Annotated in this window: 28 protein-coding genes and 1 tRNA gene; 26 read left to right on the top strand and 3 right to left on the bottom strand. The window is 65.2% G+C overall.

Going from position 1 to position 25,547, the window contains the following annotated elements; all coding sequences use genetic code 11:
* The first annotated feature begins 22 nt into the window (after positions 1–22).
* The 26 genes from secG to LCI23_RS00475 all read left to right on the top strand — a co-directional run bounded on the left by secG (position 23) and on the right by LCI23_RS00475 (position 22,172).
* Positions 23–517, top strand: a complete 495-nt coding sequence (gene secG / locus LCI23_RS00600; protein WP_224942458.1) for a preprotein translocase subunit SecG — start codon at positions 23–25, stop codon at positions 515–517.
* A gap of 254 nt (positions 518–771) precedes the next feature.
* Positions 772–856, top strand: a tRNA-Leu gene (locus LCI23_RS00595).
* A gap of 167 nt (positions 857–1,023) precedes the next feature.
* On the top strand, positions 1,024–1,383 hold the full coding sequence (locus tag LCI23_RS00590) for an NADH-quinone oxidoreductase subunit A (RefSeq protein WP_224942456.1): 360 nt from the start codon (positions 1,024–1,026) through the stop codon (positions 1,381–1,383).
* A gap of 3 nt (positions 1,384–1,386) precedes the next feature.
* The gene (locus LCI23_RS00585) at positions 1,387–1,863 is read left to right on the top strand and encodes an NADH-quinone oxidoreductase subunit B family protein (protein WP_020654624.1); all 477 of its coding nucleotides are present in this window, start codon (positions 1,387–1,389) and stop codon (positions 1,861–1,863) included.
* A gap of 15 nt (positions 1,864–1,878) precedes the next feature.
* Entirely contained in the window at positions 1,879–2,475 is a 597-nt protein-coding gene (locus tag LCI23_RS00580; RefSeq protein WP_224942454.1) for an NADH-quinone oxidoreductase subunit C, read from the top strand.
* Positions 2,475–3,728 (top strand): NADH-quinone oxidoreductase subunit D, encoded by a 1,254-nt coding sequence (locus LCI23_RS00575; RefSeq protein WP_224942452.1) that lies wholly within the window; start codon positions 2,475–2,477, stop codon positions 3,726–3,728. The genes LCI23_RS00580 and LCI23_RS00575 overlap by 1 nt, the downstream gene beginning before the upstream one ends.
* Positions 3,729–3,742: 14 nt before the next feature.
* Positions 3,743–4,228 carry an NADH-quinone oxidoreductase subunit NuoE gene (gene nuoE / locus LCI23_RS00570; protein WP_224942450.1) on the top strand — a complete coding sequence of 162 codons (486 nt, stop codon included), beginning with the start codon at positions 3,743–3,745 and terminating at the stop codon, positions 4,226–4,228.
* Positions 4,225–5,520 carry an NADH-quinone oxidoreductase subunit NuoF gene (gene nuoF / locus LCI23_RS00565; protein WP_224942444.1) on the top strand — a complete coding sequence of 432 codons (1,296 nt, stop codon included), beginning with the start codon at positions 4,225–4,227 and terminating at the stop codon, positions 5,518–5,520. The genes nuoE and nuoF overlap by 4 nt, the downstream gene beginning before the upstream one ends.
* A 21-nt stretch (positions 5,521–5,541) precedes the next feature.
* On the top strand, positions 5,542–7,911 hold the full coding sequence (gene nuoG, locus LCI23_RS00560; protein WP_224942442.1) for an NADH-quinone oxidoreductase subunit NuoG: 2,370 nt from the start codon (positions 5,542–5,544) through the stop codon (positions 7,909–7,911).
* Positions 7,911–8,999, top strand: a complete 1,089-nt coding sequence (gene nuoH, locus LCI23_RS00555) for an NADH-quinone oxidoreductase subunit NuoH (RefSeq protein WP_224942440.1) — start codon at positions 7,911–7,913, stop codon at positions 8,997–8,999. The genes nuoG and nuoH overlap by 1 nt, the downstream gene beginning before the upstream one ends.
* 14 nt (positions 9,000–9,013) lie before the next feature.
* Positions 9,014–9,502 carry an NADH-quinone oxidoreductase subunit NuoI gene (gene nuoI, locus LCI23_RS00550; protein WP_224942432.1) on the top strand — a complete coding sequence of 163 codons (489 nt, stop codon included), beginning with the start codon at positions 9,014–9,016 and terminating at the stop codon, positions 9,500–9,502.
* A gap of 29 nt (positions 9,503–9,531) precedes the next feature.
* On the top strand, positions 9,532–10,203 hold the full coding sequence (locus LCI23_RS00545) for an NADH-quinone oxidoreductase subunit J (protein WP_224942429.1): 672 nt from the start codon (positions 9,532–9,534) through the stop codon (positions 10,201–10,203).
* Positions 10,200–10,508 (top strand): NADH-quinone oxidoreductase subunit NuoK, encoded by a 309-nt coding sequence (nuoK, locus tag LCI23_RS00540; RefSeq protein ID WP_224942427.1) that lies wholly within the window; start codon positions 10,200–10,202, stop codon positions 10,506–10,508. Before LCI23_RS00545 ends, nuoK begins: the two co-directional genes overlap by 4 nt.
* A 41-nt stretch (positions 10,509–10,549) precedes the next feature.
* Positions 10,550–12,619 carry an NADH-quinone oxidoreductase subunit L gene (nuoL, locus tag LCI23_RS00535; RefSeq protein WP_224942425.1) on the top strand — a complete coding sequence of 690 codons (2,070 nt, stop codon included), beginning with the start codon at positions 10,550–10,552 and terminating at the stop codon, positions 12,617–12,619.
* 28 nt (positions 12,620–12,647) lie between these two features.
* Positions 12,648–14,147, top strand: coding sequence for an NADH-quinone oxidoreductase subunit M (locus LCI23_RS00530; RefSeq protein WP_224942423.1), 1,500 nt, complete (start codon positions 12,648–12,650; stop codon positions 14,145–14,147).
* A gap of 6 nt (positions 14,148–14,153) precedes the next feature.
* Positions 14,154–15,668 carry an NADH-quinone oxidoreductase subunit NuoN gene (gene nuoN, locus LCI23_RS00525; protein ID WP_224942421.1) on the top strand — a complete coding sequence of 505 codons (1,515 nt, stop codon included), beginning with the start codon at positions 14,154–14,156 and terminating at the stop codon, positions 15,666–15,668.
* 8 nt (positions 15,669–15,676) lie between these two features.
* The gene (locus LCI23_RS00520; RefSeq protein WP_224942419.1) at positions 15,677–16,012 is read left to right on the top strand and encodes a DUF2818 family protein; all 336 of its coding nucleotides are present in this window, start codon (positions 15,677–15,679) and stop codon (positions 16,010–16,012) included.
* Positions 16,013–16,077: 65 nt separating this feature from the next.
* Positions 16,078–16,635, top strand: a complete 558-nt coding sequence (locus LCI23_RS00515; RefSeq protein ID WP_224942417.1) for an NUDIX domain-containing protein — start codon at positions 16,078–16,080, stop codon at positions 16,633–16,635.
* A 3-nt stretch (positions 16,636–16,638) separates the two neighbouring features.
* Positions 16,639–17,346 (top strand): hypothetical protein, encoded by a 708-nt coding sequence (locus tag LCI23_RS00510; protein ID WP_224942415.1) that lies wholly within the window; start codon positions 16,639–16,641, stop codon positions 17,344–17,346.
* 17 nt (positions 17,347–17,363) lie between these two features.
* The gene (gene ispD / locus LCI23_RS00505; protein WP_224942413.1) at positions 17,364–18,080 is read left to right on the top strand and encodes a 2-C-methyl-D-erythritol 4-phosphate cytidylyltransferase; all 717 of its coding nucleotides are present in this window, start codon (positions 17,364–17,366) and stop codon (positions 18,078–18,080) included.
* A 16-nt stretch (positions 18,081–18,096) separates the two neighbouring features.
* Positions 18,097–18,609 (top strand): 2-C-methyl-D-erythritol 2,4-cyclodiphosphate synthase, encoded by a 513-nt coding sequence (gene ispF / locus LCI23_RS00500; RefSeq protein WP_224942411.1) that lies wholly within the window; start codon positions 18,097–18,099, stop codon positions 18,607–18,609.
* A gap of 45 nt (positions 18,610–18,654) precedes the next feature.
* On the top strand, positions 18,655–19,917 hold the full coding sequence (locus tag LCI23_RS00495) for an MFS transporter (protein ID WP_224942400.1): 1,263 nt from the start codon (positions 18,655–18,657) through the stop codon (positions 19,915–19,917).
* Between the two features lie 4 nt (positions 19,918–19,921).
* Complete coding sequence (locus LCI23_RS00490) at positions 19,922–20,230, top strand: hypothetical protein (protein ID WP_224942398.1); 309 nt, start codon at positions 19,922–19,924, stop codon at positions 20,228–20,230.
* A 76-nt stretch (positions 20,231–20,306) separates the two neighbouring features.
* Positions 20,307–20,861 (top strand): NADPH-dependent FMN reductase, encoded by a 555-nt coding sequence (locus tag LCI23_RS00485; protein WP_224942396.1) that lies wholly within the window; start codon positions 20,307–20,309, stop codon positions 20,859–20,861.
* Positions 20,851–21,276, top strand: coding sequence for a VOC family protein (locus LCI23_RS00480; protein WP_224942394.1), 426 nt, complete (start codon positions 20,851–20,853; stop codon positions 21,274–21,276). Before LCI23_RS00485 ends, LCI23_RS00480 begins: the two co-directional genes overlap by 11 nt.
* Positions 21,273–22,172, top strand: coding sequence for an ion transporter (locus LCI23_RS00475; protein ID WP_224942384.1), 900 nt, complete (start codon positions 21,273–21,275; stop codon positions 22,170–22,172). Before LCI23_RS00480 ends, LCI23_RS00475 begins: the two co-directional genes overlap by 4 nt.
* A gap of 82 nt (positions 22,173–22,254) precedes the next feature.
* Here LCI23_RS00475 and LCI23_RS00470 read toward each other — a convergent pair whose 3' ends face one another.
* The 3 genes from LCI23_RS00470 to ribA all read right to left on the bottom strand — a co-directional run bounded on the left by LCI23_RS00470 (position 22,255) and on the right by ribA (position 25,480).
* Positions 22,255–23,205: an FHA domain-containing protein gene (locus tag LCI23_RS00470; protein WP_224942382.1), complete on the bottom strand. Its 951-nt coding sequence runs from the start codon at positions 23,203–23,205 to the stop codon at positions 22,255–22,257.
* The gene (locus tag LCI23_RS00465) at positions 23,202–24,668 is read right to left on the bottom strand and encodes a serine protease (RefSeq protein WP_224942380.1); all 1,467 of its coding nucleotides are present in this window, start codon (positions 24,666–24,668) and stop codon (positions 23,202–23,204) included. Before LCI23_RS00465 ends, LCI23_RS00470 begins: the two co-directional genes overlap by 4 nt.
* A gap of 116 nt (positions 24,669–24,784) precedes the next feature.
* A complete protein-coding gene (gene ribA / locus LCI23_RS00460; RefSeq protein ID WP_224942379.1) occupies positions 24,785–25,480 on the bottom strand; it encodes a GTP cyclohydrolase II in 696 nt (231 codons plus the stop codon).
* Between the last annotated feature and the right edge of the window lie 67 nt (positions 25,481–25,547).

Here is a 25,547-nt window from a genome sequence, read left to right as displayed (position 1 = left end):
TTAACTTGGAAATGGAATTGCAATGAACACCGTGTTCAATCTGATTATTGTCGTGCAGGTTATTTCGGCCCTGGCCATCATCGGCCTGGTGCTGGTCCAGCACGGCAAGGGCGCCGACATGGGTGCGGCCTTCGGCTCCGGTGCCTCGGGCAGCCTGTTCGGCGCCTCGGGCTCGTCGAACTTCCTGTCGAAGTCGACCGCCGTCGCCGCCGCCGTGTTCTTCGCCTCGACCCTGGCCCTGGCCTGGGCCGGCAACAGCCGTGCCCCTGCCAGCGTCGATGGCGGCGTGATGGAGCGCGTCACGGTGCCGTCCTCGTCGGCGCCGGCTACGGGTATCCCGAGCGACGTGCCGGGCGCGGGCCCGAACGCCGGTGCGGCCAACGCACCGGCCGTCCCGGTCAACGACATCCCGCAAACCCCGGGCGTGTCGAATCCGGCGCCGTCGACCGCGGCCGCGCCGGCACCGGCGGTGCCCGCAGCGCCGGCACCTGCCGCGCCTGCCGCGCCGGCGAAGTAAGGCGGGGCGGGCGCGCGCCCGTTGCCGATTCGGAGTAGAATGCGGCTCGCTACCGGGCGCGCCGCCTGTGGCGCCAGATGCCAGACGATGCAAGAACGCCCGCAAGGGCGGACCGAATCCGCTCATTGCTGCCAGCCCTGCTATAAAGTTTGGCACGCTTCAATGAAAAGATGAGCAAATGCGTAATTTCCTTGTGATAGCGCAATTTGTGCATTGAAAAGTATCGCTAAAGCAGGTTAAAATACTGGTCTCCAGCCGACGTGGTGAAATTGGTAGACACGCTATCTTGAGGGGGTAGTGGCGCAAGCTGTGCGAGTTCGAGTCTCGCCGTCGGCACCAAGATACAAAGAAGCCAGCAAGGGCGCACTGAGCATTCGCTCTCCTGCCTGAGCTGGCTTTTTTACGATCCAACTGGTCCTGGTGGAAGGTCCTCAGCCAGGGGCGGATGGGTCGGCGCTGCATCCCAGCAGTGTTTCATTAACCGATCGTTCAATACAGGCTTCATCGTGAACCTCGAAAATTATCTCCCCGTCCTTCTCTTTATCCTGGTTGGCATCGGCGTCGGTGTCGCTCCCCAGGTGCTCGGCCGCGTGCTCGGCCCGCACCGTCCCGACGCAGCCAAGCTGTCCCCCTATGAATGCGGCTTTGAGGCCTTCGAAGACGCGCGCATGAAGTTCGACGTTCGCTACTACCTGGTGGCGATCCTGTTTATTTTGTTTGATCTGGAAACGGCATTCTTCTTCCCATGGGGCGTCTCGATGCGCGAACTGGGCTGGACCGGTTTCATCACGATGATGGTGTTCATCGCCGAATTCGTCGTGGGCTTCTGGTACATCTGGAAGAAAGGTGCCCTTGATTGGGAATAAGCCATGGCAATTGAAGGCGTATTAAACGAAGGTTTCATTACCACCACAGCCGATAAGCTGATCAACTGGGCGCGCACGGGATCGATGTTCCCGATGACGTTTGGCCTGGCCTGCTGCGCGGTCGAGATGATGCATGTGGGCGCCGCCCGCTACGATCTCGACCGTTTTGGCATTGTGTTCCGCCCGTCGCCGCGCCAGTCCGACGTGATGATCGTCGCCGGCACGCTGTGCAACAAGATGGCTCCCGCCCTGCGCAAGGTGTACGACCAGATGGCCGAACCGCGCTGGGTGATCTCGATGGGGTCCTGCGCCAACGGTGGCGGCTACTACCACTATTCGTACTCGGTGGTGCGCGGCTGCGACCGCATCGTGCCGGTCGACGTCTACGTGCCGGGCTGCCCGCCGACTGCGGAAGCCCTGCTGTACGGCATCATGCAGCTGCAGAACAAGATCAAGCGCACCAATACCATCGCGCGCTAAGAACGGCGAAACACCATGACGACGAAACTCGAAACCCTCCAACTCGCCCTTCAACACGCACTGGGCGAGGGCGCCGCGATCACCTCGGCGCTGGGCGAACTGACCGTGGTGGTCAAGGCCGCCGACTATATCAGGACGATGCAGGCCCTGCGCGACGACCCGGCGCTCGCCTTCGAAGAAATGATCGACCTGTGCGGCGTCGACTATTCCCAGTACGGCGAAGGCACCTGGGACGGCCCGCGCTTCGCGGTGGTCGTGCACCTGCTCTCGCTCAAGCACAACTGGCGCGTGCGTGTGCGCACCTTCTGCCTTGATGACGACATGCCGATGGTCGAGTCGATCACGCCGATCTGGCGCGCCGCCAACTGGTTCGAGCGCGAAGCCTTCGACCTGTTCGGCATCCTGTTCGACGGCCATGGCGACCTGCGCCGCATCCTGACCGACTACGGCTTCATCGGCCACCCGTTCCGCAAGGACTTCCCGATCACGGGCTATGTCGAGATGCGCTACGACCCTGAACAGAAGCGCGTGATCTACCAACCGGTAACGATCGAGCCGCGCGAGAACATCCCGCGCGTGATCCGTGAAGAAACCTACGGGACATCGAAATAATGGCTGAGCTTAAGAATTACACCCTGAACTTTGGTCCGCAGCACCCGGCAGCGCACGGCGTGCTGCGCCTCGTGCTGGAGCTGGACGGCGAAGTGATCCAGCGCGCCGACCCGCACATCGGCCTGCTGCACCGCGGCACCGAGAAGCTGGCCGAGACCCGCACCTACCTGCAGTCGGTCCCGTACATGGACCGCCTCGACTACGTGTCGATGATGTGCAACGAGCACGGCTACGTGCTGGCGATCGAGAAGCTGCTCGGCGTCGAAGCGCCGATCCGCGCGCAGTACATCCGCACGATGTTCGACGAGATCACCCGTATCCTGAACCACCTGATGTGGCTGGGCGCGCACGCGCTCGACATCGGCGCCATGGGCCCATTCCTGTACGCCTTCCGTGACCGCGAAGACCTGTTCGACGTGTACGAAGCCGTGTCGGGCGCGCGCATGCACGCGGCCTACTACCGCCCGGGCGGCGTGTACCGCGACCTGCCGGACCGCATGCCGCAGCACAAGGAATCGCCGATCCGCTCGAAGAAGGCGATCGACGAGCTGAACCGCGACCGCCAGGGCTCGGTGCTGGATTTCCTGGACGCGTTCACGAAACGTTTCGATGGCTACGTGGACGAATACGAAACCCTGCTGACCGACAACCGTATCTGGAAGCAGCGTACCGTCGGCATCGGCGTGGTCTCGCCGGAAGACGCGAAAGCGATGGGCTTCACCGGCGCCATGCTGCGCGGCTCGGGCGTGGAATGGGACCTGCGCAAGATGCAGCCCTACGCGGCCTATGACAAGGTCGAGTTCGATATCCCGGTCGGCACCAACGGCGACTCCTATGACCGCTATCTGGTGCGTATCGAAGAAATGCGCCAGTCGAACCGCATCATCAAGCAGTGCATCGCCTGGCTGCGCGTGAACGCGGGTCCGGTCATGATCGACAACCACAAGATCGTGCCGCCGAACCGCATGGACATGAAGTCCAACATGGAATCGCTGATCCACCACTTCAAGCTGTTCACCGAAGGCTTCCACGTGCCTGAAGGCGAGGCTTATGCGGCGGTCGAGCACCCGAAGGGCGAGTTCGGCATCTACATCGTGTCGGACGGCGCCAACAAGCCCTACCGCCTGAAGATCCGCACCCCGGACTACGTCCACCTGCAGAGCCTCGACGAAATGTCGCGCGGCCACATGATTGCCGACGCAGTGGCCATCATCGGCACCCAGGACATCGTGTTCGGCAGTATCGATAGGTAAGAAGGACAACCAAAATGTTATCGCAGGATTGCTATAAAAAGATCGATCGCGAGCTGGCCAAGTACCCAGCCGATCAACGCCAGTCCGCCGTGATGGCTTCGCTGGCCCACGCCCAGGTCGAACTGGGCTGGCTGTCGCCGGAAACCATGCAGGAGATCGCCGACTACATCGGCATGCCGGCCATCGCTGTGCAGGAAGTCGCGACCTTCTACAACATGTACAACCTGAAGCCGGTGGGCAAGGCCAAGATCACGGTCTGCACCAACCTGCCTTGCGCCCTGTCGGGCGGCGAGCGCGCCGGCCAGCGCATCAAGGACGCGCTCGGCATCGACTACCGCGAGACCACCGCCGACGGCCAGTTCACGCTGATGGAAGGCGAGTGCATGGGCGCCTGTGGCGACGCACCGGTGATGCTGGTGAATAACCACCGCATGTGCTCGTTCATGAGCGACGAGAAGATCGACGCCCTGATCGCGGAACTGAAGGAACAGAACAAATGACCAGCCTGCACGATCGTCACATCAATCCGCTGATCCTGAAGGATCTGAACGGCGAGAACTGGCACCTGGAAGACTACGTCAAGCGCGGCGGCTATTCGGCGCTGCGCCGCATCCTCGAAGGCGGCGTCACCCAGGAGCAGGTCATTGCCGACCTGAAGGCCTCGGGCCTGCGTGGCCGCGGCGGCGCCGGTTTCCCGACCGGCCTGAAGTGGAGCTTCATGCCGCGCCAGTTCCCGGGCCAGAAATACCTCGTCTGCAATACCGACGAAGGCGAGCCGGGTACCTTCAAGGACCGCGACATCATTCGCTACAACCCGCACGCGCTGATCGAAGGCATGGCCATCGGCGCCTACGCGATGGGCATCACCGTGGGCTACAACTACATCCACGGCGAGATCTTCCAGGAATACCTGCGCTTCGAGGAAGCGCTGGAAGAGGCGCGCGCCGCCGGCTTCCTGGGCGATAACATCATGGGCTCGAACTTCTCGTTCCAGCTGCATGCCCACCACGGCTACGGCGCCTACATCTGCGGCGAAGAAACCGCGCTGCTCGAGTCGCTGGAGGGCAAGAAGGGCCAGCCGCGCTTCAAGCCGCCGTTCCCGGCCTCGTTCGGCCTGTACGGCAAGCCGACCACGATCAACAACACCGAGACTTTTGCTGCGGTTCCATTCCTGCTGAACATGGGCCCGGAAAACTACATGGCGCTCGGCAAGCCGAACAACGGCGGTACCAAGATCTTCTCGATCTCGGGCGACGTCGAGCGTCCGGGCAACTACGAAGTCCCGCTGGGCACCCCGTTCGCCAAGCTGATGGAGTTGGCCGGTGGCATGCGCGGCGGCAAGAAGATCAAGGCCGTCATCCCGGGCGGTTCGTCGGCGCCGGTGATCCGCGGCGAGGTCATGATGGATACCGACCTCGACTACGATTCGATCGCCAAGGCCGGCTCGATGCTGGGTTCGGGCGCCGTGATCGTCATGGACGAGACCCGCTGCATGGTCAAGTCGCTGCTGCGCCTCTCGTACTTCTACTACGAAGAATCCTGCGGCCAGTGCACCCCGTGCCGCGAAGGCACCGGCTGGATGTACCGCATGGTCCACCGCATCGAGCACGGCAAGGGCCGTCCGGAAGACATGGACCTGCTGAACAACATCGCCGGCAACATCAAGGGCCGCACCATCTGCGCGCTGGGCGACGCCGCCGCGATGCCGGTGGAAGCGATGATCAAGAACTTCCGCGAGGAATTCGAATATCACATCGAGCACAAGCACTGCCTCGTGCCCGCATACCTTTAAACCAGGTCAGGTAACGATCAAATGGTTGAAATTGAATTAGACGGCAAAAAAGTCGAAGTCGCACCAGGTTCCATGGTGATGGACGCCGCAAACAAACTCGGGACCTACATCCCGCACTTCTGCTATCACAAGAAACTGTCGATCGCAGCGAACTGCCGCATGTGCCTGGTCGAAGTCGAAAAGGCACCCAAGCCGCTGCCGGCCTGCGCGACCCCGGTGTCGCCGGGCATGATCGTGCGCACCCACAGCGACAAGGCCGTGCAGGCACAGAAGTCGGTGATGGAGTTCCTGCTCATCAACCACCCGCTGGATTGCCCGATCTGCGACCAGGGCGGCGAATGCCAGCTGCAGGACCTGGCCGTCGGCTACGGCAAGAGCAACTCGCGCTACGACGAAGAAAAGCGCGTGGTGGCCCCGAAAGAGGCCGGCCCCCTGATCTCGATGGAAGAGATGTCGCGCTGCATCCAGTGCACCCGTTGCGTGCGTTTCGGCCAGGAAGTGGCCGGCGTGATGGAATTCGGCATGGTCGGCCGCGGCGAGCATTCGGAAATCACCACCTTCGTGGGCAAGACGGTGGACTCGGAAGTATCGGGCAATATGATCGACCTGTGCCCGGTCGGCGCCTTGACGTCCAAGCCGTTCCGCTATTCGGCACGCCCGTGGGAACTGCAGCGCCGCAAGTCGATCGCGCCGCACGACTCGCTCGGCTCGAACCTGATCGTCCAGGTCAAGGGCGGCAAGGTCATGCGCGTGCTGCCGCTGGAGAACGAAGCCATCAACGAATGCTGGCTGTCGGACAAGGACCGCTTCTCGTACGAAGCCCTGGACAATGCCGACCGCCTGACCGGCCCGATGATCAAGCAGGACGGCAAGTGGATCGACACCGACTGGCAGACCGCGCTGGAATACGTGGCCCACGGCCTGCGTAACATCCGCCACGAGCACGGCGCCGACAGCATCGCCGCCGTCGCGACCCCGCACTCGACGCTGGAAGAACTCTACCTGCTGAACAAGCTCACCCGCGGCCTCGGATCCAGCAACATCGAGTTCCGCCTGCGCCAGACCGACTTCGCCCTTAGCGGCCAGGTCACCCCGTGGCTGGGCATGCCGATCGCGCACTTCTCGCAGCTGAAGCGCGCCTTCGTCATCGGCTCCAACCTGCGCAAGGACCACCCGCTGGTCGCGACCCGCCTGCGCACCGCTACCAAGGGCGGCGCCAAGCTGTCGCTGCTGGGCGCGAGCGACGACGAGCTCCTGATGCCGGTGGCGAACAAGCTGGTCGCCGCCCCAAGCGACTGGCTGGCCGCGCTGTCGGAAGTCGTGGTTGCCGTGGCCCTGGCCAAGGACATCGCCGCACCGGCCGGCTTCGGCAACGTCGAACCGAGCGAAGGTGGCAAGGCCATCGCCGCGACCCTGGTCGGCGTCGATACCCAGGGCAACTCCTTGCCGGGCGCAGTCCTGCTGGGCAATGGCGCGATGTACCACCCGCAAGCCTCGAAGCTGCACGCTGCCGCGCAATGGATCGCCGAGCAGACCGGCTGCTCCTTCGGCTACCTGGTCGACGCCGCCAACACCGTCGGCGGCTACCTCGTCGGCGCCACCGGCAAGGGCGCGGGCGAGACTGAACCGGTGTTCGCATCGCCGAAGAAAGCCTACGTGCTGCTGCACGCGGAACCGGAACTGGACGCAGGCAATCCGCAGCAGGCCAGGGCCGCGCTGGATGGCGCCGACATGGTTGTCGCCATGTCGGCCTTCAGGCACGGCATGGACTTCGCCGACGTGCTGCTGCCGGTCTCGCCGTTTACCGAGACCGCCGGCACCTTCGTGAACTGCGAAGGCCGTGCCCAGAGCTTCAACGGCACCGTCAAGCCGCTGGGCGAGACCCGTCCGGCCTGGAAAGTGCTGCGCGTGCTCGGCAACCTGCTGGGCCTGCAGGGCTTCGACTACGAGACTTCGGAATCGATCCGCGATGAAGCGATCGGCAAGGGCGTCACCGACCTGTCCGCCAAGCTGAACAATGTGGCGAAGCTGGCGCCGAGCGCGGGCAGCTACGCCCCGGCCGGCCAGCTCGAGCGCGTCGCCGACGTGCCGATCTACTTCACCGACGCCCTGGCGCGCCGTTCGGAACCGCTGCAGCGCACCGCCGACGCGAATGCGCCGCTGGTGACCCTGTCGAAGGCCGTGGCCGAGCAGATCGGCGTGCGCTCCGGCGACACCGTGCGCGTGGCGCAGGGCAGCGGCAGCGCCGTCCTGGTTGCCACCGTGGACGCCGGGCTGCCGTCGAACGCCGTACGCGTGGCCGCCGGCCATCCGGCTGTCGCGACGCTGGGTGCGATGTTCGGTCCGATCAATGTTGAAAAAGCAGTTGCACAGGTAGGAGGCGGCAAATAATGGCAACGCCCGGTTTTATCGATACGCTGAACGCCGGCGGGGCCGACATGCTCGGCCAGGCCTGGCCGCTGGTCTGGAACCTGCTGAAGATCGTGGTGGTCCTGCTGCCGCTGATGGGCCTGGTCGCCTACCTGACCCTGTGGGAGCGCAAGCTGATCGGCTGGATCCAGATCCGCGTCGGTCCGAACCGCGTGGGTCCTGGCGGCCTGCTGCAGCCGATCGCCGATGCGGTCAAGCTGCTGCTCAAGGAAATCGTCATCCCGGCCAAGGCCAACCGCAGCCTGTTCGTGATCGGCCCGATTATGACCATCATGCCGGCCCTGGCGGCCTGGGCGGTGGTCCCGTTCGGCCCGCAGGCCGCGCTGGCCAATGTCAACGCCGGCCTGCTGTTCCTGATGGCGATTACCTCGATGGAAGTCTACGGCATCATCATCGCCGGCTGGGCGTCGAACTCGAAGTACTCGTTCATGGGCGCGATGCGCGCTTCGGCCCAGATGATTTCGTATGAAATCCCGATCGGCTTCGTGCTGGTGGTGGTGCTGATGGTGACCGGCAGCCTGAACATGACCGACATCGTGATCAGCCAGCAAATGGGCACCTTCGCCGACATGGGCCTGAACTTCCTGTCGTGGAACTGGCTGCCGCTGCTGCCGCTGTTCGTGATCTATTTCGTCTCCGGCCTGGCCGAATGCAACCGCCACCCGTTCGACGTGGTGGAAGGCGAATCCGAGATCGTTGCCGGCCACATGGTCGAATACTCGGGCATGTCGTATGCGATGTTCATGCTGGCCGAATACGCCAACATGATCCTGATCGCCACCCTGGCATCGATCCTGTTCCTGGGCGGCTGGTCGGCACCGTTCGGCTTCCTGGACCTCGGCCCCGTCGTTGGCTTCTTCTGGCTGTTCCTGAAGATGTTCATCATGGTCTCGCTGATGATCTGGGTCCGCGGCACCTTCCCGCGCTACCGCTATGACCAGATCATGCGCCTCGGCTGGAAAGTGTTCATCCCGCTGACCCTGATCTGGCTGGTCGTAGTCGCCATCTGGATGCACTCGCCGTGGAACATCTGGCTGCCTGTGAAGTAAGGAATCAAACGAAAATGAATCGGATTAAAGAAATCGTCGGCAGCCTGATGCTGTCCGAACTCTTCAAGGGCCTGGCCCTGACCGGCAAGTATGCGCTGTCGCGCAAGATCACGGTCCAGTACCCGGAAGAGAAGACGCCGATGTCGAACCGCTTCCGCGGCCTGCACGCCCTGCGTCGCTACCCCAACGGGGAAGAGCGCTGCATCGCCTGCAAGCTGTGCGAGGCGGTCTGCCCGGCCATGGCGATCACGATCGAGTCGGCGCAGCGCGAGGACGGCACCCGCCGCACCACGCGCTACGACATCGACCTGACCAAGTGCATCTTCTGCGGCTTCTGCGAAGAGTCCTGCCCGGTCGACTCGATCGTCGAAACCCACGTGCTGGAATACCACGGCGAGAAACGCGGCGACCTCTACTACACCAAAGAGATGCTGCTCGCCGTGGGCGACCGCTACGAAGCCGACATCGCCGCCGCCCGCGAGGCGGACGCGCGCTATCGCTAATGGCCCGCTAATAAGAAGGCTTAAAAGTCATGGAATTCTCATTCACCTCTGTGTTGTTCTACGTGTTCGCGGCCATCATGGTGCTGGCCAGCCTGCGCGTCATCACCACCAAGAACCCGGTCCACGCCGCGCTGTTCCTGGTGCTGGCCTTCTTCAACGCGGCCGGCATCTGGCTGCTGCTGAAGGCCGAGTTCCTCGCCATCGTGCTGGTGCTGGTCTACGTCGGTGCCGTGATGGTGCTGTTCCTCTTCGTCGTGATGATGCTCGACATCAACATCGACAAGATGCGCGAAGGCTTCTGGGGCTACCTGCCGGTGGCGTCGAGCATCGGCGCCGTGATCGTGCTGGAAATGGCCGCCGTCCTGTACCGCGCCTACAAGCAGACCGCCCTGTCGGCCGAGGCCGCCGCGCTGAACATCGGCGGCACCAAGGAGCTGGGCCTGCTGATCTATACCAAGTACATCTACGGCTTCGAGATCGCGGCCGTGATCCTGCTGGTGGCGATCATTGCCGCAGTCGCCCTGACCCTGCGCAAGCGCAAGGACACCAAAGCAATCGACCCGGGCCTCGCCGTCCGCGTCAAGCGTAACGACCGCCTGCGCATCGTCAAGATGGATGCGGTCAACCAGCGCGCGATCGATGCAGCCAATGCTGAAAAAGCAGCAGCCGCCGCCGCTGCAGTACCGAAGGAGGCACCATGACTTTGTCGCTCGCACACTACCTGATCCTGGGCGCGATCCTGTTCGCGATCTCGGTGATCGGTATCTTCATGAACCGGAAGAACATCATCATCCTGCTGATGGCCATCGAACTGATGCTGCTGGCGGTGAACCTGAACTTCATCGCGTTTTCCCACTACCTGGGCGACGCGGCGGGGCAGATCTTCGTGTTCTTCATCCTGACCGTCGCGGCTGCCGAATCGGCAATCGGCCTGGCGATCCTGGTGGTCCTGTTCCGTAACCTGGACACGATCAATGTGGAAGACCTCGACACCCTCAAGGGTTGATCCGGTCTCGGCTAGATAAACAATAACGATTAAGGTTCAACATGGCGGGGCAACTCTCTTCCTCAATGTTACTGGCGGTGCCGCTGGCGCCGCTCGCAGGCTCGGCGATCGCCGGCCTGCTGGGCACCAAGTTCTTTGGTAATGTCGTCGGCCGCAAGGTCTCGCACACCGCGACCATCCTCGGCGTGCTGGTCGCGCTGATCATCTCGGTCCAGACCCTGATGGCGGTGCTGGATGGCGCACCGGTCTTCAACGAAGACATCTATACCTGGATGATGGTCGGCGACCTGAAGCTGGCCGTCGGCTTCCAGATCGACACCCTGTCGGCGATGATGATGTGCGTGGTCACGTCGGTCTCGCTGATGGTCCACATCTACACGATCGGCTACATGGCCGAGGACGAAGGCTACAACCGCTTCTTCTCGTACATCTCGCTGTTCACGTTCTCGATGCTGATGCTGGTCATGTCCAACAACTTCCTGCAGCTGTTCTTCGGCTGGGAAGCGGTGGGCCTGGTCTCGTACCTCCTGATCGGCTTCTGGTACACCCGCCCGACCGCGATCTTCGCCAACATGAAGGCCTTCCTGGTCAACCGCGTCGGCGACTTCGGCTTCATCCTCGGCATCGGCCTGCTGCTGGCCGCTTCCGGCTCGATGCAGTACACCGAGGTGTTCGCCAAGGCGGACGCGCTGTCGCAGATGACCGTGCCGGGCATCGGCTGGCCGCTGCTGACCGCCGCCTGTATCTGCCTGTTCATCGGCGCGATGGGTAAATCCGCGCAGTTCCCGCTGCACGTCTGGCTGCCGGACTCGATGGAAGGCCCGACCCCGATCTCGGCACTGATCCACGCGGCAACCATGGTTACCGCCGGCATCTTCATGGTGTCGCGCATGTCGCCGCTGTTCGAACTGTCGGACGGCGCGCTGAGCTTCATCATCGTGATCGGCTCGATCACCGCGCTGTTCATGGGCTTCCTGGGCATCATTCAGAACGACATCAAGCGCGTCGTTGCTTATTCCACGCTTTCGCAGCTGGGCTACATGACCGTCGCGCTGGGCGTGTCGGCCTACTCGGTGGCCGTGTTCCACCTGATGACCCACGCCTTCTTCAAGGCGCTGCTGTTCCTTGGCGCCGGTTCGGTCATCATCGGCATGCACCACGACCAGGACATGCGCAACATGGGCGGCCTGCGCAAGTACATGCCGATCACCTGGATCACCTCGCTGCTGGGCTCGCTGGCCCTGATCGGTACCCCGTTGTTCTCGGGCTTCTACTCGAAGGACTCGATCATCGAAGCGGTCCACGCATCGAACCTGCCGGGCGCCGGCTTCGCCAACTTCGCCGTGCTGGCCGGCGTGTTCGTGACCGCCTTCTACTCGTTCCGCATGTACTTCCTGGTGTTCCATGGCGAATCGCGCTGGAACAAGCCGCAGCCGCACAGCCACGGCCACGATTCGGATGCGCACAATGAAGAGGACGCGCACGACGCGCACGACGACCATCACCACCACGGACTGCAGCCGGGCGACAAGCCGCACGAGTCGCCATGGGTCGTGACCCTGCCGCTGGTCCTGCTGGCGATCCCGTCGGTCATCATCGGCTACCTGGCCATCGGCCCGATGCTGCATGGCGACTTCTTCAAGGGCGTCATCACCGTCAACCCGAGCCACCCGGCCATGGCCGAGCTGAACGAGATGTTCCACGGCCCGATGGCGATGGCGATCCACGGCCTGCAGACCGCACCGTTCTGGCTGGCGCTGGCCGGCGTGGTGGCCGCCTACTACTGCTACATGGTCAACCCACGCGTCCCGGCCTGGTTCTATGCCAAGTTCACCTTCCTGCACACCCTGCTGGACAACAAGTACTACATGGACAAGTTCAACCAGGCAGTCTTTGCCGGCGGCGCGCGCGCCATCGGTGGCGGCCTGTGGAAGGTGGGCGACCGCGGCCTGATCGACGGCCTGCTGGTCAACGGTTCGGCCAGGCTGGTCGGCTGGTTCTCGACCGTCGTGCGCCACCTCCAGACCGGTTACATCTACCACTACGCCTTCCTGATGATTGTCGGCGTACTGGCATCGCTGATGTATTTCTTCCCGTTCTGGCGCGGTTAATCACAGGCAAAGCTAAGAAAAGCGAAAAATGATGCAGTCAATTTCTACATTTCCACCTTACCTGAGCCTGGCGATCTGGCTCCCGATCGTCTTCGGCCTGGTCGTGCTGGCCGTCGGCCGTGAAGGCAACAAGGGCCTGACCCGCATGCTGGCACTCAGCGGCGCGGTCGTCAGCTTCCTGCCGACGCTGCCGCTGATCATGAACTTCGACAGCGCCGCCCACGGCATGCAGTTCTACGAAGCGGCCGCCTGGATCGACCGCTTCAACGTGTTCTACAAGCTGGGCGTGGACGGCCTGTCCCTGTGGTTCGTGCCGCTGACCGCCTTCATCACCATCATCGTGGTGCTGGCGGCGTGGCAGGTGATCGACGAGCGCGTCGGCCAGTACATGGGTTCCTTCCTGATCCTGTCGGGCCTGATGATCGGCGTGTTCGCCTCGCTGGACGGCCTGCTGTTCTACTTCTTCTTCGAAGCCACCCTGATCCCGATGTACATCATCATCGGCGTGTTCGGCGGCCCGAATCGTGTGTACGCGGCATTCAAGTTCTTCCTGTACACGTTCTTCGGCTCGCTGCTGACCCTGGTCGCGATCGTCTACCTGTACAACGCCTCCGGTTCCTTCGACATCCTGGAATGGCACAAGCTGCCGCTCACGATGAACGAGCAGATCCTGATCTTCATCGCCTTCTTCATGGCCTTCGCCGTGAAGGTGCCGATGTGGCCGGTGCACACCTGGCTGCCGGACGCCCACGTGGAAGCGCCGACCGGCGGTTCCGTGGTGCTGGCCGCGATCATGCTGAAACTGGGCGCCTACGGCTTCCTGCGTTTTTCGCTGCCGATCACCCCGGACGCCTCGCAGTACCTGGCCCCGGGCGTCATCGTGCTGTCGCTGGTCGCCGTGATCTACATCGGCCTGGTGGCCCTGGTCCAGAAGGACATGAAGAAACTGGTCGCCTACTCGTCGATCGCGCACATGGGCTTCGTGACCTTGGGCTTCTTCATGTTCAACGACCTGGGCGTGCAGGGCGGCCTGATGCAGTCGATCTCGCACGGCTTCGTGTCGGGCGCGATGTTCCTGTGCATCGGCGTGCTGTACGACCGCGTGCATTCGCGTGAAATCGCCGACTACGGCGGCGTGGTCAACACCATGCCGAAGTTCGCCGCCTTTGCCGTGCTGTTCTCGATGGCCAATGCCGGCCTGCCGGCCACCTCGGGCTTCATCGGCGAATTCATGGTGATCCTGGGCGCCGTCGAGTTCAACTTCTGGACCGGCCTGCTGGCGGGCACCGCCCTGATCCTGGGCGCCGCCTACTCGCTGTGGATGGTCAAGCGCGTCGTGTTCGGCCCGGTCGGCAACAAGCACGTCGCCGAACTGACCGACCTGAACGGCCGCGAGTTCGCCATCCTGGGCGTGCTGGCCATCGCCACCCTGTGGATGGGCCTGTACCCGGCGCCGATCGCTGAAACGCTGCAGGTGTCGGTCACCGACCTCCTGCAACATGTCGCTGCCGGCAAACTGCCTCAATAAACTGCCATGAACGAAATGAACTCCACATTGTTAGCGGCGACCGACACCAATCTGGCGCCGGTCTATGCCGAAATCTTCCTGCTGATCGCGGCTTCCGCGATCCTGCTGATCGACATGTTCCTGAAGGAGGGCAAGCGCACCCTGACGTACGCGCTGAGCCTGCTGGCCATCGGCGGCTGCGCCGTGTTCTCGTTCGCCGACATGAATACCGGCGCGACCGTGTACACCTTCAACGGCATGTACGTGTCCGATCCGCTGGCCAACCTGCTCAAGCTGTTCACCTACCTGGCCACCGCCATGACCCTGGTGTATTCGCGCCAGTACGCGGGCGAGCGCGCCATGATGTCGGGTAACCTGGGCGGCGAGTTCTACGTGCTTGCCCTGTTCTCGATGCTGGGCCAGATGATCATGATCTCGGGTAACAGCATGCTGTCGCTCTACCTGGGTCTGGAACTGATGTCGCTGTCGCTCTACGCGCTGGTGGCGATGCGCCGCGACCACGCGGTCTCGACCGAAGCGGCGATGAAGTACTTCATCCTCGGCGCACTGGCCTCGGGCTTCCTGCTGTACGGTATCTCGATGGTGTACGGCGCCACCGGTTCGCTCGACATCACCACCATCGGCCAGGTCAGCGCGGCCGAAGGCACCAACTCGACCATCCTGGTGTTCGGCCTGGTGTTCATCGTGGCCGGCCTGGCGTTCAAGCTGGGCGCCGTCCCGTTCCATATGTGGGTGCCGGACGTCTACCAGGGCGCACCGACCACCGTGACCCTGCTGCTGGGCGGCGCACCGAAACTGGCGACCCTGGCCATGACGATCCGCATCCTGGTCGAGGCGCTCCCGAGCATGGCCTTCGACTGGCAGCAGATGCTGATGGTGCTGGCCGTGCTGTCGCTGGCCGTGGGCAACCTGACCGCGATCGCGCAGACCAACATCAAGCGCATGCTGGCCTACTCGACCATCGCGCAGATGGGCTTCGTGCTGCTCGCCATGCTGACCGGCGTGGTGGATGGCGACAGCTCGGACGCCGCCGCCTCGTACAGCGCCGCCGTGTACTACATGATCACCTACGTGCTGACCACGGTCGGCAGCTTCGGCCTGATCATGATGCTGGCGCGCGCCGGCCACGAAGCCGAGAACATCGCGGACTTCAAGGGCCTGGGCAAGCGTTCGCCCTGGTTCGCGATCGTCATGACCATCCTGATGTTCTCGCTGGCCGGCGTGCCGCCGATGGTGGGCTTCATGGCCAAGTGGGCCGTGCTGCAGGCCGTCGCGAATGCGGGCATGGTGTGGCTGGCCGTCGTGGCCGTGATGTTCTCGCTGGTGGGCGCGTATTACTACCTGCGCATCGTCAAGACCATCTGGTTCGACGACGCGGTGGATACCGCCGCCATCCACGCGCCGGGCGACATGCGCGTGGTGATGTCGCTCAACGGCCTGGCCGTGATCCTGCTGGGCATCGTGCCGGGCTGGCTGCTTGCCGTGTGCTACAGCGCCATGCAGGCGACCCTCGCCAAGTAACGGGCAGCGTGGATTCCTCCCTCGCTGTCTGGCTGGTGGTCGCGATCTCGATCGCGGCCGCCAATCTGCCTTTCCTCACCGAGCGCGTATTCGGCTTCATTCCCCTGAAGCCGAAGGCCGCCGCTGACGGCGCTTCCTCCGCACGCACCAAGCCGCTCGCGCTGCGCCTGCTCGAATTAATTGTCTTATACTTCGTCGTCGGCTTCGTGGCGCGCCTGCTGGAATCGGGCATCGGTGGCGTGTTCGTGCAGAGCTGGGAGTTCTATGCGATCACCGGCTGCCTGTTCCTGGTGCTGGCCTTCCCCGGTTTCGTCCTGCGCTACCTGCGCAAGCGCCGCCCCTAGGGTGGGCGGCTGAGCCGCCCACGCGTCCAAGGAAGGTCGACGACCTCGCATGAAACGGAGCCTGCATGACGCTTGAACTGAAAGAAACCCGCATCGAAGGCAGCGTCGTCTACGACGGCTCCTTCCTCAAGGTCGAGCGCGACAAGGTTTGCCTGCCCGACGGTTCCACTTCCTACCGGGAATACTTCCGCCACCCCGGCGCCGTGGTGATCCTGCCGCTGCTGCCCGACGGCCGCATCCTGCTGGAACGCCAGTTCCGCTATCCGAACGCCCAGGTCTTCATCGAATTCCCGGCCGGGAAGATCGACCCGGGCGAGGACCACCTGGCCTGCGCCCGGCGCGAGCTCGAAGAAGAGACCGGCTATACCGCCGGCAAGTGGCGCTTCGTCTGCACCATCCACAACGCGATCGCCTACTCCGACGAGCACCTCGAGCTGTTCGTGGCGGAAGACCTGCAGCCTGGTCCGCAAAAGCTCGACCAGGGCGAGTTCCTGGAACTGTTCAGCGTCACGCTGCCCGAGCTGCTCGACATGGTCAAGCGCGGCGAGATCACCGACGTCAAGACCATCATCGGCGCCTTCTGGCTAGAGAAGATCCTGTCCGGCGCCTGGCTTCCCGCCTGAGCCATGAAGCGGCTGCTGGCGCTGCTGCTGTGCTGTTGGGCGCTTCCGGCCGCCAGCGCCGCTGCCGCCACCGCCGCGCGCACGCCGTTCCAGGCACGCTGCGAAGACAGCATCGGCGACACGCTGTCGGTGCTGAGTACCGCCCAGGACGGCTACCGCATCGACAACAGCCTGAGCTTCCGGACCCTGACCGCGATGAAGGGCAGGGCGCGTCCCGGCCAGTTCGTGCTGGGCCTGACCCGTACCGAGTCGCGCGTCAGCATCCAGGTCGGCGGACGCCTGCTGAGCGATCCGGCCAGCGGCTACGAGTGCATCGCGCCCCATATCCAGGTGAGGCTGAGCTATCCGCCGATCGTGGTCTACGTCGGCCGCGAGTTGCGGCCCGGCTCCTGCGCCTACGAGGAAGTGCTGGCGCATGAACGGCGCCACCTGGAAACCTACCTCGACTACCTGCCCAGGGCCGAGGCGCGGGTGCGCCTGGCGCTCGCGCGGCGCTTCGAGGGCAAGCCGCTGTATGCGCGCATCGGCCAGGCGCAGGGGCTGCTGCAGCGCGAAGTCGATCGCGGCTGGATGCCCTACATCAAGAGCGAGATGGCGAAGGTGGAAACGCTGCAGGCGGCCATCGACTCGCCCCAGGAATATGCCCGGCTCGGCAAGGTTTGCGGAGCTGAGGTACAGTCGCTGCTTCGACCGGTACGACAACACAAGTAAGAGAGAATGACACAGCGATGAGCCCGGCTTCACCTTCCTACTATGCCCTGATTCCCGCCGCCGGCGTCGGCGCGCGCATGGGCGCGTCCAGCCCCAAGCAATACCTGCCCGTGGCCGGCAAACCCATGCTGCGCCATGCGCTCGACGCCTTCCGCGCCAGTCCCCTGATCGCCCACACCTACGTGGTGGTGAGCGCCGACGACCCGTTGATCGATGCGGTCGCGCCGGCCGAAAGGGTGACGGTATTGCGCTGCGGCGGCGCGACCCGGATGGAATCGATCCGCAACGGGCTGCGCGCGCTGCAGGGCAGCGTGGACGGGGAGGACTGGATCCTGGTGCACGACGCGGCCCGTCCCGGACTCGATGCGGAACTGATCGGGCGCCTGATCGTCGAAACGGGTGAGCATCCGGCCGGCGGCCTGCTGGCCCTGCCAGTGGTCGACACCGTCAAGCGCGGCACGCCGGGTGCGCTGGCGACCGTGCCGCGCGAAAATCTGTGGCTGGCGCAGACGCCGCAGATGTTCCGCTATAGCTTGCTGTGCCGCGCGCTCGATGCCGCCACCGACCCGGCCGCCGTCACCGACGACGCCAGCGCGGTTGAAGCGCTGGGACTGGCTCCCAGGTTGGTGGAAGGGCATCCGCGCAACCTGAAAGTCACGCTGCCGGCCGACATCCGGATCGCCGAGATGTACCTGGCCGCCTTTCGTCAAGAAACGAACAACGAACCGAACTGACCTGAACTGAACTACCATGACCCAAGCATCCTTCCATCCCACACCGCCGTTTCGCATCGGAACCGGCTACGACTGCCACGCGCTGGTCGAGGGGCGCAAGCTCATCGTCGGCGGCGTGACCATTCCGCACCGCCTCGGCCTGCTTGGCCATTCGGACGCCGACGTGCTGCTGCACGCCATCATTGACGCGCTGCTGGGCGCGGCCGCGCTGGGCGACATCGGCAAGCACTTCCCGGACACCGACCCGATGTTCGCCGGCGCCGATTCGCGTACCCTGCTGCGCGAAGTGGCGCACCGCGTGGTGGCCACCGGCTACACGATCGGCAACATCGACGCCACCATCATCGCCCAGCAGCCGAAGATGGCGCCGCACATCCCGCAAATGGTGTCGCGTATCGCCGAAGACCTGGGCGTATCCCCGCAGCAGGTCAACATCAAGGCCAAGACCAACGAGAAGCTCGGCTTCCTCGGGCGCGAGGAGGGCATGGCGGCCGAGGCGGTGGCGCTGCTGGTGCGCGCGGCGCAATGATGTGCGGTCGGCGGCCGCCGCGCGCCTGCTGAAGGAGCGCCCCGCATGCCTGCGCAGGGAGCGATGACGCCGCGCGCGGCCTGGATGCTGATCCTGGCCGCCAGTGCGATCCTGATGATCACGATGGGAGCACGCCTGACCACGGGCCTGTTCCTGTCGCCGATCAATACCGCGACCGGCCTGGGCGTGGCCAGCATCAGCTTCGCGATGGCGCTCGCCCAGCTGGTGTGGGGCGCCTCGCAGCCGGTGTTCGGCGCCATCGCCGACAAGGTCGGCGCGGCCCGCGTGATCGTCGTCGGCGGCATCCTGCTCGCCGCCGGCACCGCGGCCACGCCTTTCGTCGATGCCGAATGGGGCCTGCTGCTGACCATGGGCATCCTGTCCGCGGCCGGGGCCGGTGCCGGCAGCTTCTCGATCCTGATCGGCGCCACCGCGCAGCGACTGCCGCCCGAGCGGCGCGCCTTCGCCTCCGGCTTCATCAATGCCGGCGGTTCCTTCGGCCAGTTCGTGTTCGCGCCGCTGATGGGGGCGATCATCGCCAGCGCAGGCTGGGTGGCGGCGATGCTGGCGATGGCGGCTACCACGCTGCTCACCATTCCGCTCGCGCTGGGCATGCGTGGCAAGCAGGCGGCGTCCGCAGCCGCCACGGGACCGTCCCAGCCTGCCGCACCGGCCGCGCCGGCGCCGCCCGCCATCACGCTCACCGAACAGCTGCGCCAGGCCCTGCGCGACCGCAGCTACCTGTGCCTGCACCTGGGCTTCTTCACCTGCGGCTTTCATATCGCCTTCCTGGTCACCCACCTGCCGCAGGAGGTGGCCCTGTGCGGCCTGCCGGCCGGCGTGTCGGCCACCGCCCTGGCCCTGATCGGTCTGTTCAACATTGCCGGCAGCCTGGCGGCAGGCGCGCTCGCCAGCCGCTACCGCATGAAGTCGCTGCTGGCAGTCATCTATGCCAGCCGCGCCGTGCTGATCGTGCTGTACCTGCTGGCCCCCAAGACCGCCTTCACCTTCTACCTGTTCGCGGGCGCCCTCGGTTTCACCTGGCTGGCAACCGTGCCGCCCACCGCCGGGCTGGTGGGCAAGCTGTTCGGCATGCGCTACCTCGCCACCCTGTTCGGCCTGACCCTGCTGTCGCACCAGATCGGCGGCTTCTTCGGCGCCTGGCTGGGCGGCCTGTCCTTCGTGCGCTTCGGCGACTATACCTGGATGTGGTACGCCGACATCCTGCTGGCCCTGGCGGCAGCGTTGATCAACCTGCCGATCCGCGAGGCGAAGCCGGAGCGCGTGGCGGCGCTGGCGAAAGGCTGATCCGATGGCGCGCGAAGCCTGGACCTACCGCGAGGTCGCAGTCGAATCCTTCCACGATCCGCGCAGCGGGCAGCTGCGCATCCGCCCGGTCCCGGGGCAGGCCTACGCGCCCGCGCTGCGGGTGCAGTGTTCGCGCGCGCTCGTCGACCCCGAGCGCTACCCGCCTGGCACGCGCTTCCTGGTGTCGGCCAAGCTGACCGACCGCCAGGGCGGCGAGCCTTTCCTGTATGTCTGGCACGGCGATCCGGTAGTGGTGGTGAAGCCGGGCCAGCTCAAGCGTTTCCTGGAAGAGCGCCGGCGCTTGCGCATCTAGCAGCGGCCCGGCCCGGCAGCGCAAGTTTATGAAAATGGTTACCATCTGGTTTTAAGACCGAACCGAAAGGAGCACCATGACCACCAGGAATATCGCCGTCATCGTCGGCAGCCTGCGCAAGGACTCGTTTACCCGCAAGGTGGCGCAGTCGATGATGGAACTGGCCCCGGCCAGCCTGAACATGGAGATCGTCGAGATCCGCGACCTGCCGCTGTACAACCAGGACGACGAAACCGATCACCCGCCCGCTGCCTTCACCGCTTTCCGCGAACGTATCAGGCAGGCCGACGGCATCCTGTTCTGCACGCCGGAATACAACCGCTCGGTGCCGGGCGCCCTGAAGAACGCCATCGACGTCGGCTCGCGCCCCTACGGCAAGGCGGCCCTTGCCGGCAAGCCCTGCGCCATCGTCAGCGTCTCGCCCGGCGCGCTGGGCGGCTTCGGCGCCAACCACCACCTGCGCCAGATGCTGCCTTTCCTCGACATGCCCTGCATGCCGGCGCCCGAAGCCTATGTCGGCATGGTGGCCGGCAAGTACGAGGGAGAGCGCCTGGTCGACGACGCCAGCCGCGCCTTCTTCCAGACCTTCATCGACACCTTCGCCGGCTGGGTAGAGCGCCATGCCAGGTGAGCATCCGATCGCAGTGCGCGGGCTCGACCACATCGTGCTGCGCGTCGACGACCTCGGGGCCATGATCGCCTTCTACGGCGAGGTGCTCGGCTGCCCGGTCGAGCGCCGCCTCGACGAACTGGGCCTGGTTCAGTTGCGCGCCGGGCATTCCCTGATCGACCTGGTGCCGGTCGACGGCAAGCTGGGGCGCGAAGGCGGCGCCGCGCCTGGCGCGGGCGGCCGCAACCTCGACCACCTGTGCCTGCGCATCGAGCCCTTCGACGAAGCCGCGATCCGGCGCCACCTGGAGGCGCATGGCGTGGCCGCAGGACCGCTCGCATCGCGCTACGGCGCAGAAGGCGAGGGCCCCTCGATCTACCTGCTCGACCCCGAACGCAATACCGTCGAGCTCAAGGGACCGCCTTATTCCCCATGAAGGCGCGCACCGCAGACAAGATCCCCGGCGCCGCCCGACCCGCGGCCCGCTACGGCCGCCCGGACGGCTGGCGCGGTGCCTTGTACGACCTGATCTTCCTCAGCGATTCGCCGGCCGGACGCCGCTTCGACATCGCGCTGGTCGGGGCCATCCTGCTCAGCATCCTGGTCGTGGTGCTCGACAGCGTACCGATGGTCCGCGCCCGGCACGCCGACCTGATGCACGTACTGGAATGGGGCTTCACGCTGCTGTTCACGGCGGAATACCTGGCGCGCCTCGTGTGCGTGCGCCAGCCGCTGCGCTACGCCACCAGTTTCTTCGGCATCGTCGATCTGCTGTCGGTGCTGCCCACCTATGTGTCGCTGCTGGTGCCGGGCAGCGAAGCCCTGCTCGACATCCGGATCCTGCGCCTGCTGCGTGTGTTTCGCATCTTCAAGCTGACCCTCTACATCGAGGAATACACGCGCCTGGGCGAGGCCCTGGCCGCCAGCCGCCGCAAGATCATGGTGTTCCTCTCGGTGGTGCTGATGGCGGTGCTGATCCTCGGCACCGTGATGTACGTGGTCGAAGGGCCGGCCCACGGCTTCACCAGCATCCCGACCGCCATGTACTGGGCGGTGGTGACCATGACCACGGTCGGCTATGGCGACATCACGCCGCAGACCACGCTCGGCAAGGGTATCGCCTCGTTCATGATGCTGCTCGGCTGGGGCATCCTGGCGGTGCCGACGGGTATCGTCACCGCCGAGATGACGGCGCGCCGTAGCGACCGCCGCCATGGACCGGCGCGCCTGCCGCGCAACTGCACCGCCTGCGGCAGCGGCGGCCACGAAGGCCGTGCGCGATTCTGCAGGGATTGCGGCGCCGAGTTGCCTGCGGTGGTCGGGAAACACTGACGCAGCAGCAGATGGCGCCTTGCGCCTGCCAGGCGCTGCGTGACTGGCAGGCGGCGCCGACACCGAAGCAACAGGGGGGGGCTCAGTCGGGCTGCCTGGCGCGTTCCGCCTCCAGCTCGGCGCGCATCGCCGCGACCTCCGCCATGTATTCCGCCACGGTCGCATCCGGACTGGCGCGCAGCTCGGGCGGCAGCAGCACCGCCATGTACAGTTCGTCCGCGACGAAGCCCTGGCGCTGCTGGTTCACGATCAGCACCAGGCTCGATGCCAGCACGGCGACCGCGGCGCAGGCCGCGCGCAGGCGCCGCCGCAAGGAAGGCTTGATGGTCGCCAGGTGGAAGTAGATGATGCCGGCGATCGTCGCCACCGCCACGTGCGAGCCGTAGCGCGTCAGCCATTCGAGCGAATAGGCATAGGCGGCGACGGCCGCCAGCAAGCGGAAGCCCACCAGGACCGACATCCCGCAGCCGAAGATGAACAGATGCCGGCCCAGGCGCGTATAGCGCCCGAACAGGCGGTTCATGAAGGCCCACAGGCTGCTCCACAGCAGGGCCGCGCCGATACCGGCCGCCGGGGCCAGCACGTAGTTCAGCAGTTCGAAAGGCTGGGCGTCGAACAGCCAGGTCAGCAGCAAGGCCACCAGGCCCGCCAGCAGCACGCCCACCAGGCCAGGCAACAGGCCCTCCCAGCCGTGCATGGTGCGGTCGCGCAGCTCGGCCGGTACCGGGAAGTCGGCCGGCCGCACGCGCAGCGAGGTATGCCCCATGCGTACCACGGTGTCGCCGCCGAGCTCGATCTGCTGCACCCGCTTGCGGCCCTGGTTCAGGCCATTGCGCGTGCCGAGGTCGCGCATCAGCAGTGCGCCGTCGGGGCCCGCCTCGATCACGGCATGATGGGCCGCCGCGTATTCGTCGTCCAGGATGAAGTCGTTGTCATAGGCGCGGCCGACGCGGATCGGCAGGCTGTGCGCCCGGTGCCGATGCAGCACTTCGCCGTTGCGCGCCAGGATCTCGACGGTCCAGGGGCCCTTCATGGCTTGTTCCCCGGCGCGGGCGCGCGCCGCACGCTGCGCCCGAAGGAGCCCAGGAAGGCGCGCGTGATGCGCATGCCGTTCTCGTAGGAGACACCGGACACATCCAGGCGGCTTTGCAGGCTCGATTCGGCGGCATTCGTACTGGCGGTGAGCAGCGTGAAGTTGTACAAGCCCTCGAACTTGCGGTAGGCGCGCACGCAGGTCACCGCGCGCAGCGGCAGGGTGCGCGTGTGCACGAAGCGCTCGCTGCATACCGGTCTGGTCAGGCGCCGGTCCCAGGCGCTGCCCAGCTTATCGGTGCGAAACATCTGGCTGGCCAGGGCCGCGAAGGGCAGCGGAGCCAGGTTGTCGGAGCGAATATACTGGTGGGTCATGGCCACATGCCCGGTCTGCTGCGAAGAGGAGACGTAGATCGCCGATTCCATCGCGCAGCTCATCGCATCGAGGGTGTAGGCGGTCTGGGCCTTCACATTGGAGCGCCCCCAGCAGCGCAACTGGCCCGACTCGCGCACCGGCACCAGGTAGGGGCCCATGCTCTTGATCGCCAGCGGCTCTTCGAGCAGGCGGTCGACCATGGCGCGCTGGTGCTCCAGCAGCTGGGCCGCGATCAGGGGATTGAAGTCCTTCGGCGGGGCCGGCTGGGCCTCCACTTTGCGCAGCAGTTCCTGCACATACTTCACCGGCACCAGGAAGCTGACCGATTCGCCATCGCGCCGCTTGGAGACGTTGACCCCGGCCACCGTACCGTTGCCGGTGACGCTGGGACCGCCGCTCATGCCGGAATTGATCGGTCCGCCGAACATCAACTGGTCGTAGAAGCTGCGCGTGACCACGCCGTTATAGGCGCCCTCGGAGATCGCGAAGCCAAGGTCGAGCGGATTGCCGAGCGAGTACAGGCGCTGGCCCTGGGTCAGGCGTACCGGGTGTTCGGGCACCTTGAAGAAGCCGCTGCCCTCGCGGTTGACGCGCACCACGGCCAGGTCGTGCAGCACGTCCACCGCCATCAGCTCGACCGGGCCGCTGTTGCCGTCGGTGTCCACGTATTCGGCGGTGTAGACGTCCGGGTCGAGCGCCATCTGCGAGACCACGTGGTAGTTGGTGACCACTAGCTTGCCGGTACCGACCAGGAAGCCGGAACCAACCGTCGACTGGGTGCGGCCGTTCTTGAGCAGCATGCGGATCTGCAGCAGGTCGCCGCGCGCCGAGGCGTACAGGTCCTGCGCGGCCGAGGAGGGCGGAGGCAGGGCATCCTGGGTATCGGCCTCTCCCGGGGCCGGGGCCGTCGGGCTGGCGCCGGGGGGCGCTTCCGGCGACAGGTGAGGCGGTGGCGCCGGGCTGGCGGCGGTTGCCGGGTTGGAGACTGCGCCGGTCCTGCTGGCCTGGGCCGTCCGGTCCGCGGGCGGCGCCGTGCCGGCGCTGGCGGCAAGGCTGGACAGCAGGAGGGCGGCGAGGAGTCGTTTCATGCATTCCCATCATGGCAGGACGAAACGCTATCTTGCCATTGGACGCGGGGGCTGTGCGCGCGTTAGCCTCAGGAGAATCTGTTCCAGGGCAAATGCACGACTGACTGCCGGCGCGATCAGATCACATCGGGCGTGGCGGCAGGCGCCGGCGCCTGGTCGGCCGGCACGGCGGCGGGCGGCGTCATCATGTGGCCGAGCTTGGCCTGCTTGGTGTTCAGGTAGCTGTTGTTGTAGGCGTTGCGGTTGACCAGCAGCGGCACGCGCTCGGCCACCGCGATGCCGAGCCGGGTCATGGCGTCGATCTTGCGCGGGTTGTTGGTCATCAGGCGCAGCGAGCGCACGCCGAACTGTTCCAGCATCGGCTTGCACAGTTCGTAGTTGCGGGCGTCGGCATGGAAGCCCAGCTGCAGGTTGGCCTCGACCGTGTCGGCGCCCGCTTCCTGCAGGCGGTAGGCGCGGATCTTGTTGACCAGGCCGATGCCGCGTCCTTCCTGGCGCAGGTAGAGCAGGATGCCGCGGCCTTCCTCGGCGATGCGGCGCAGGGCGCCCTCGAGCTGGGCGCCGCAGTCGCAGCGCTGCGAGAACAGCACGTCGCCGGTCAGGCATTCGGAATGTACGCGCGCCAGCACCGGCGCGCCGTCGCCAACCTCGCCCAGCACCATCGCCAGGTGCTCCTTGCCAGTGCCGTGTTCGGTGAAGGCGTGCAGCGTGAACTGCGCCCAGGGCGTCGGCAGGGCGCACGAGGTGACGTACTCGAGCTGCTGGTCGTTGGCGCTGGCGGCGGCGGTATCGGAAGGGGCGGTGGCAGGCATGGTGTTCTCGTGTCGAAGCGTGTTGCAGTAACCGTGCAGTTTACCGGAAAACCGCTCCCCCCGTGCG

This window comes from Massilia sp. MS-15, assembly GCF_020176695.1.
GTDB classification, from domain to species: domain Bacteria; phylum Pseudomonadota; class Gammaproteobacteria; order Burkholderiales; family Burkholderiaceae_D; genus Telluria; species Telluria hydrophila.
The sequence above is the reverse complement of the archived record's forward strand: the minus strand, read 5'-3'. Positions and strand labels throughout refer to the sequence as shown.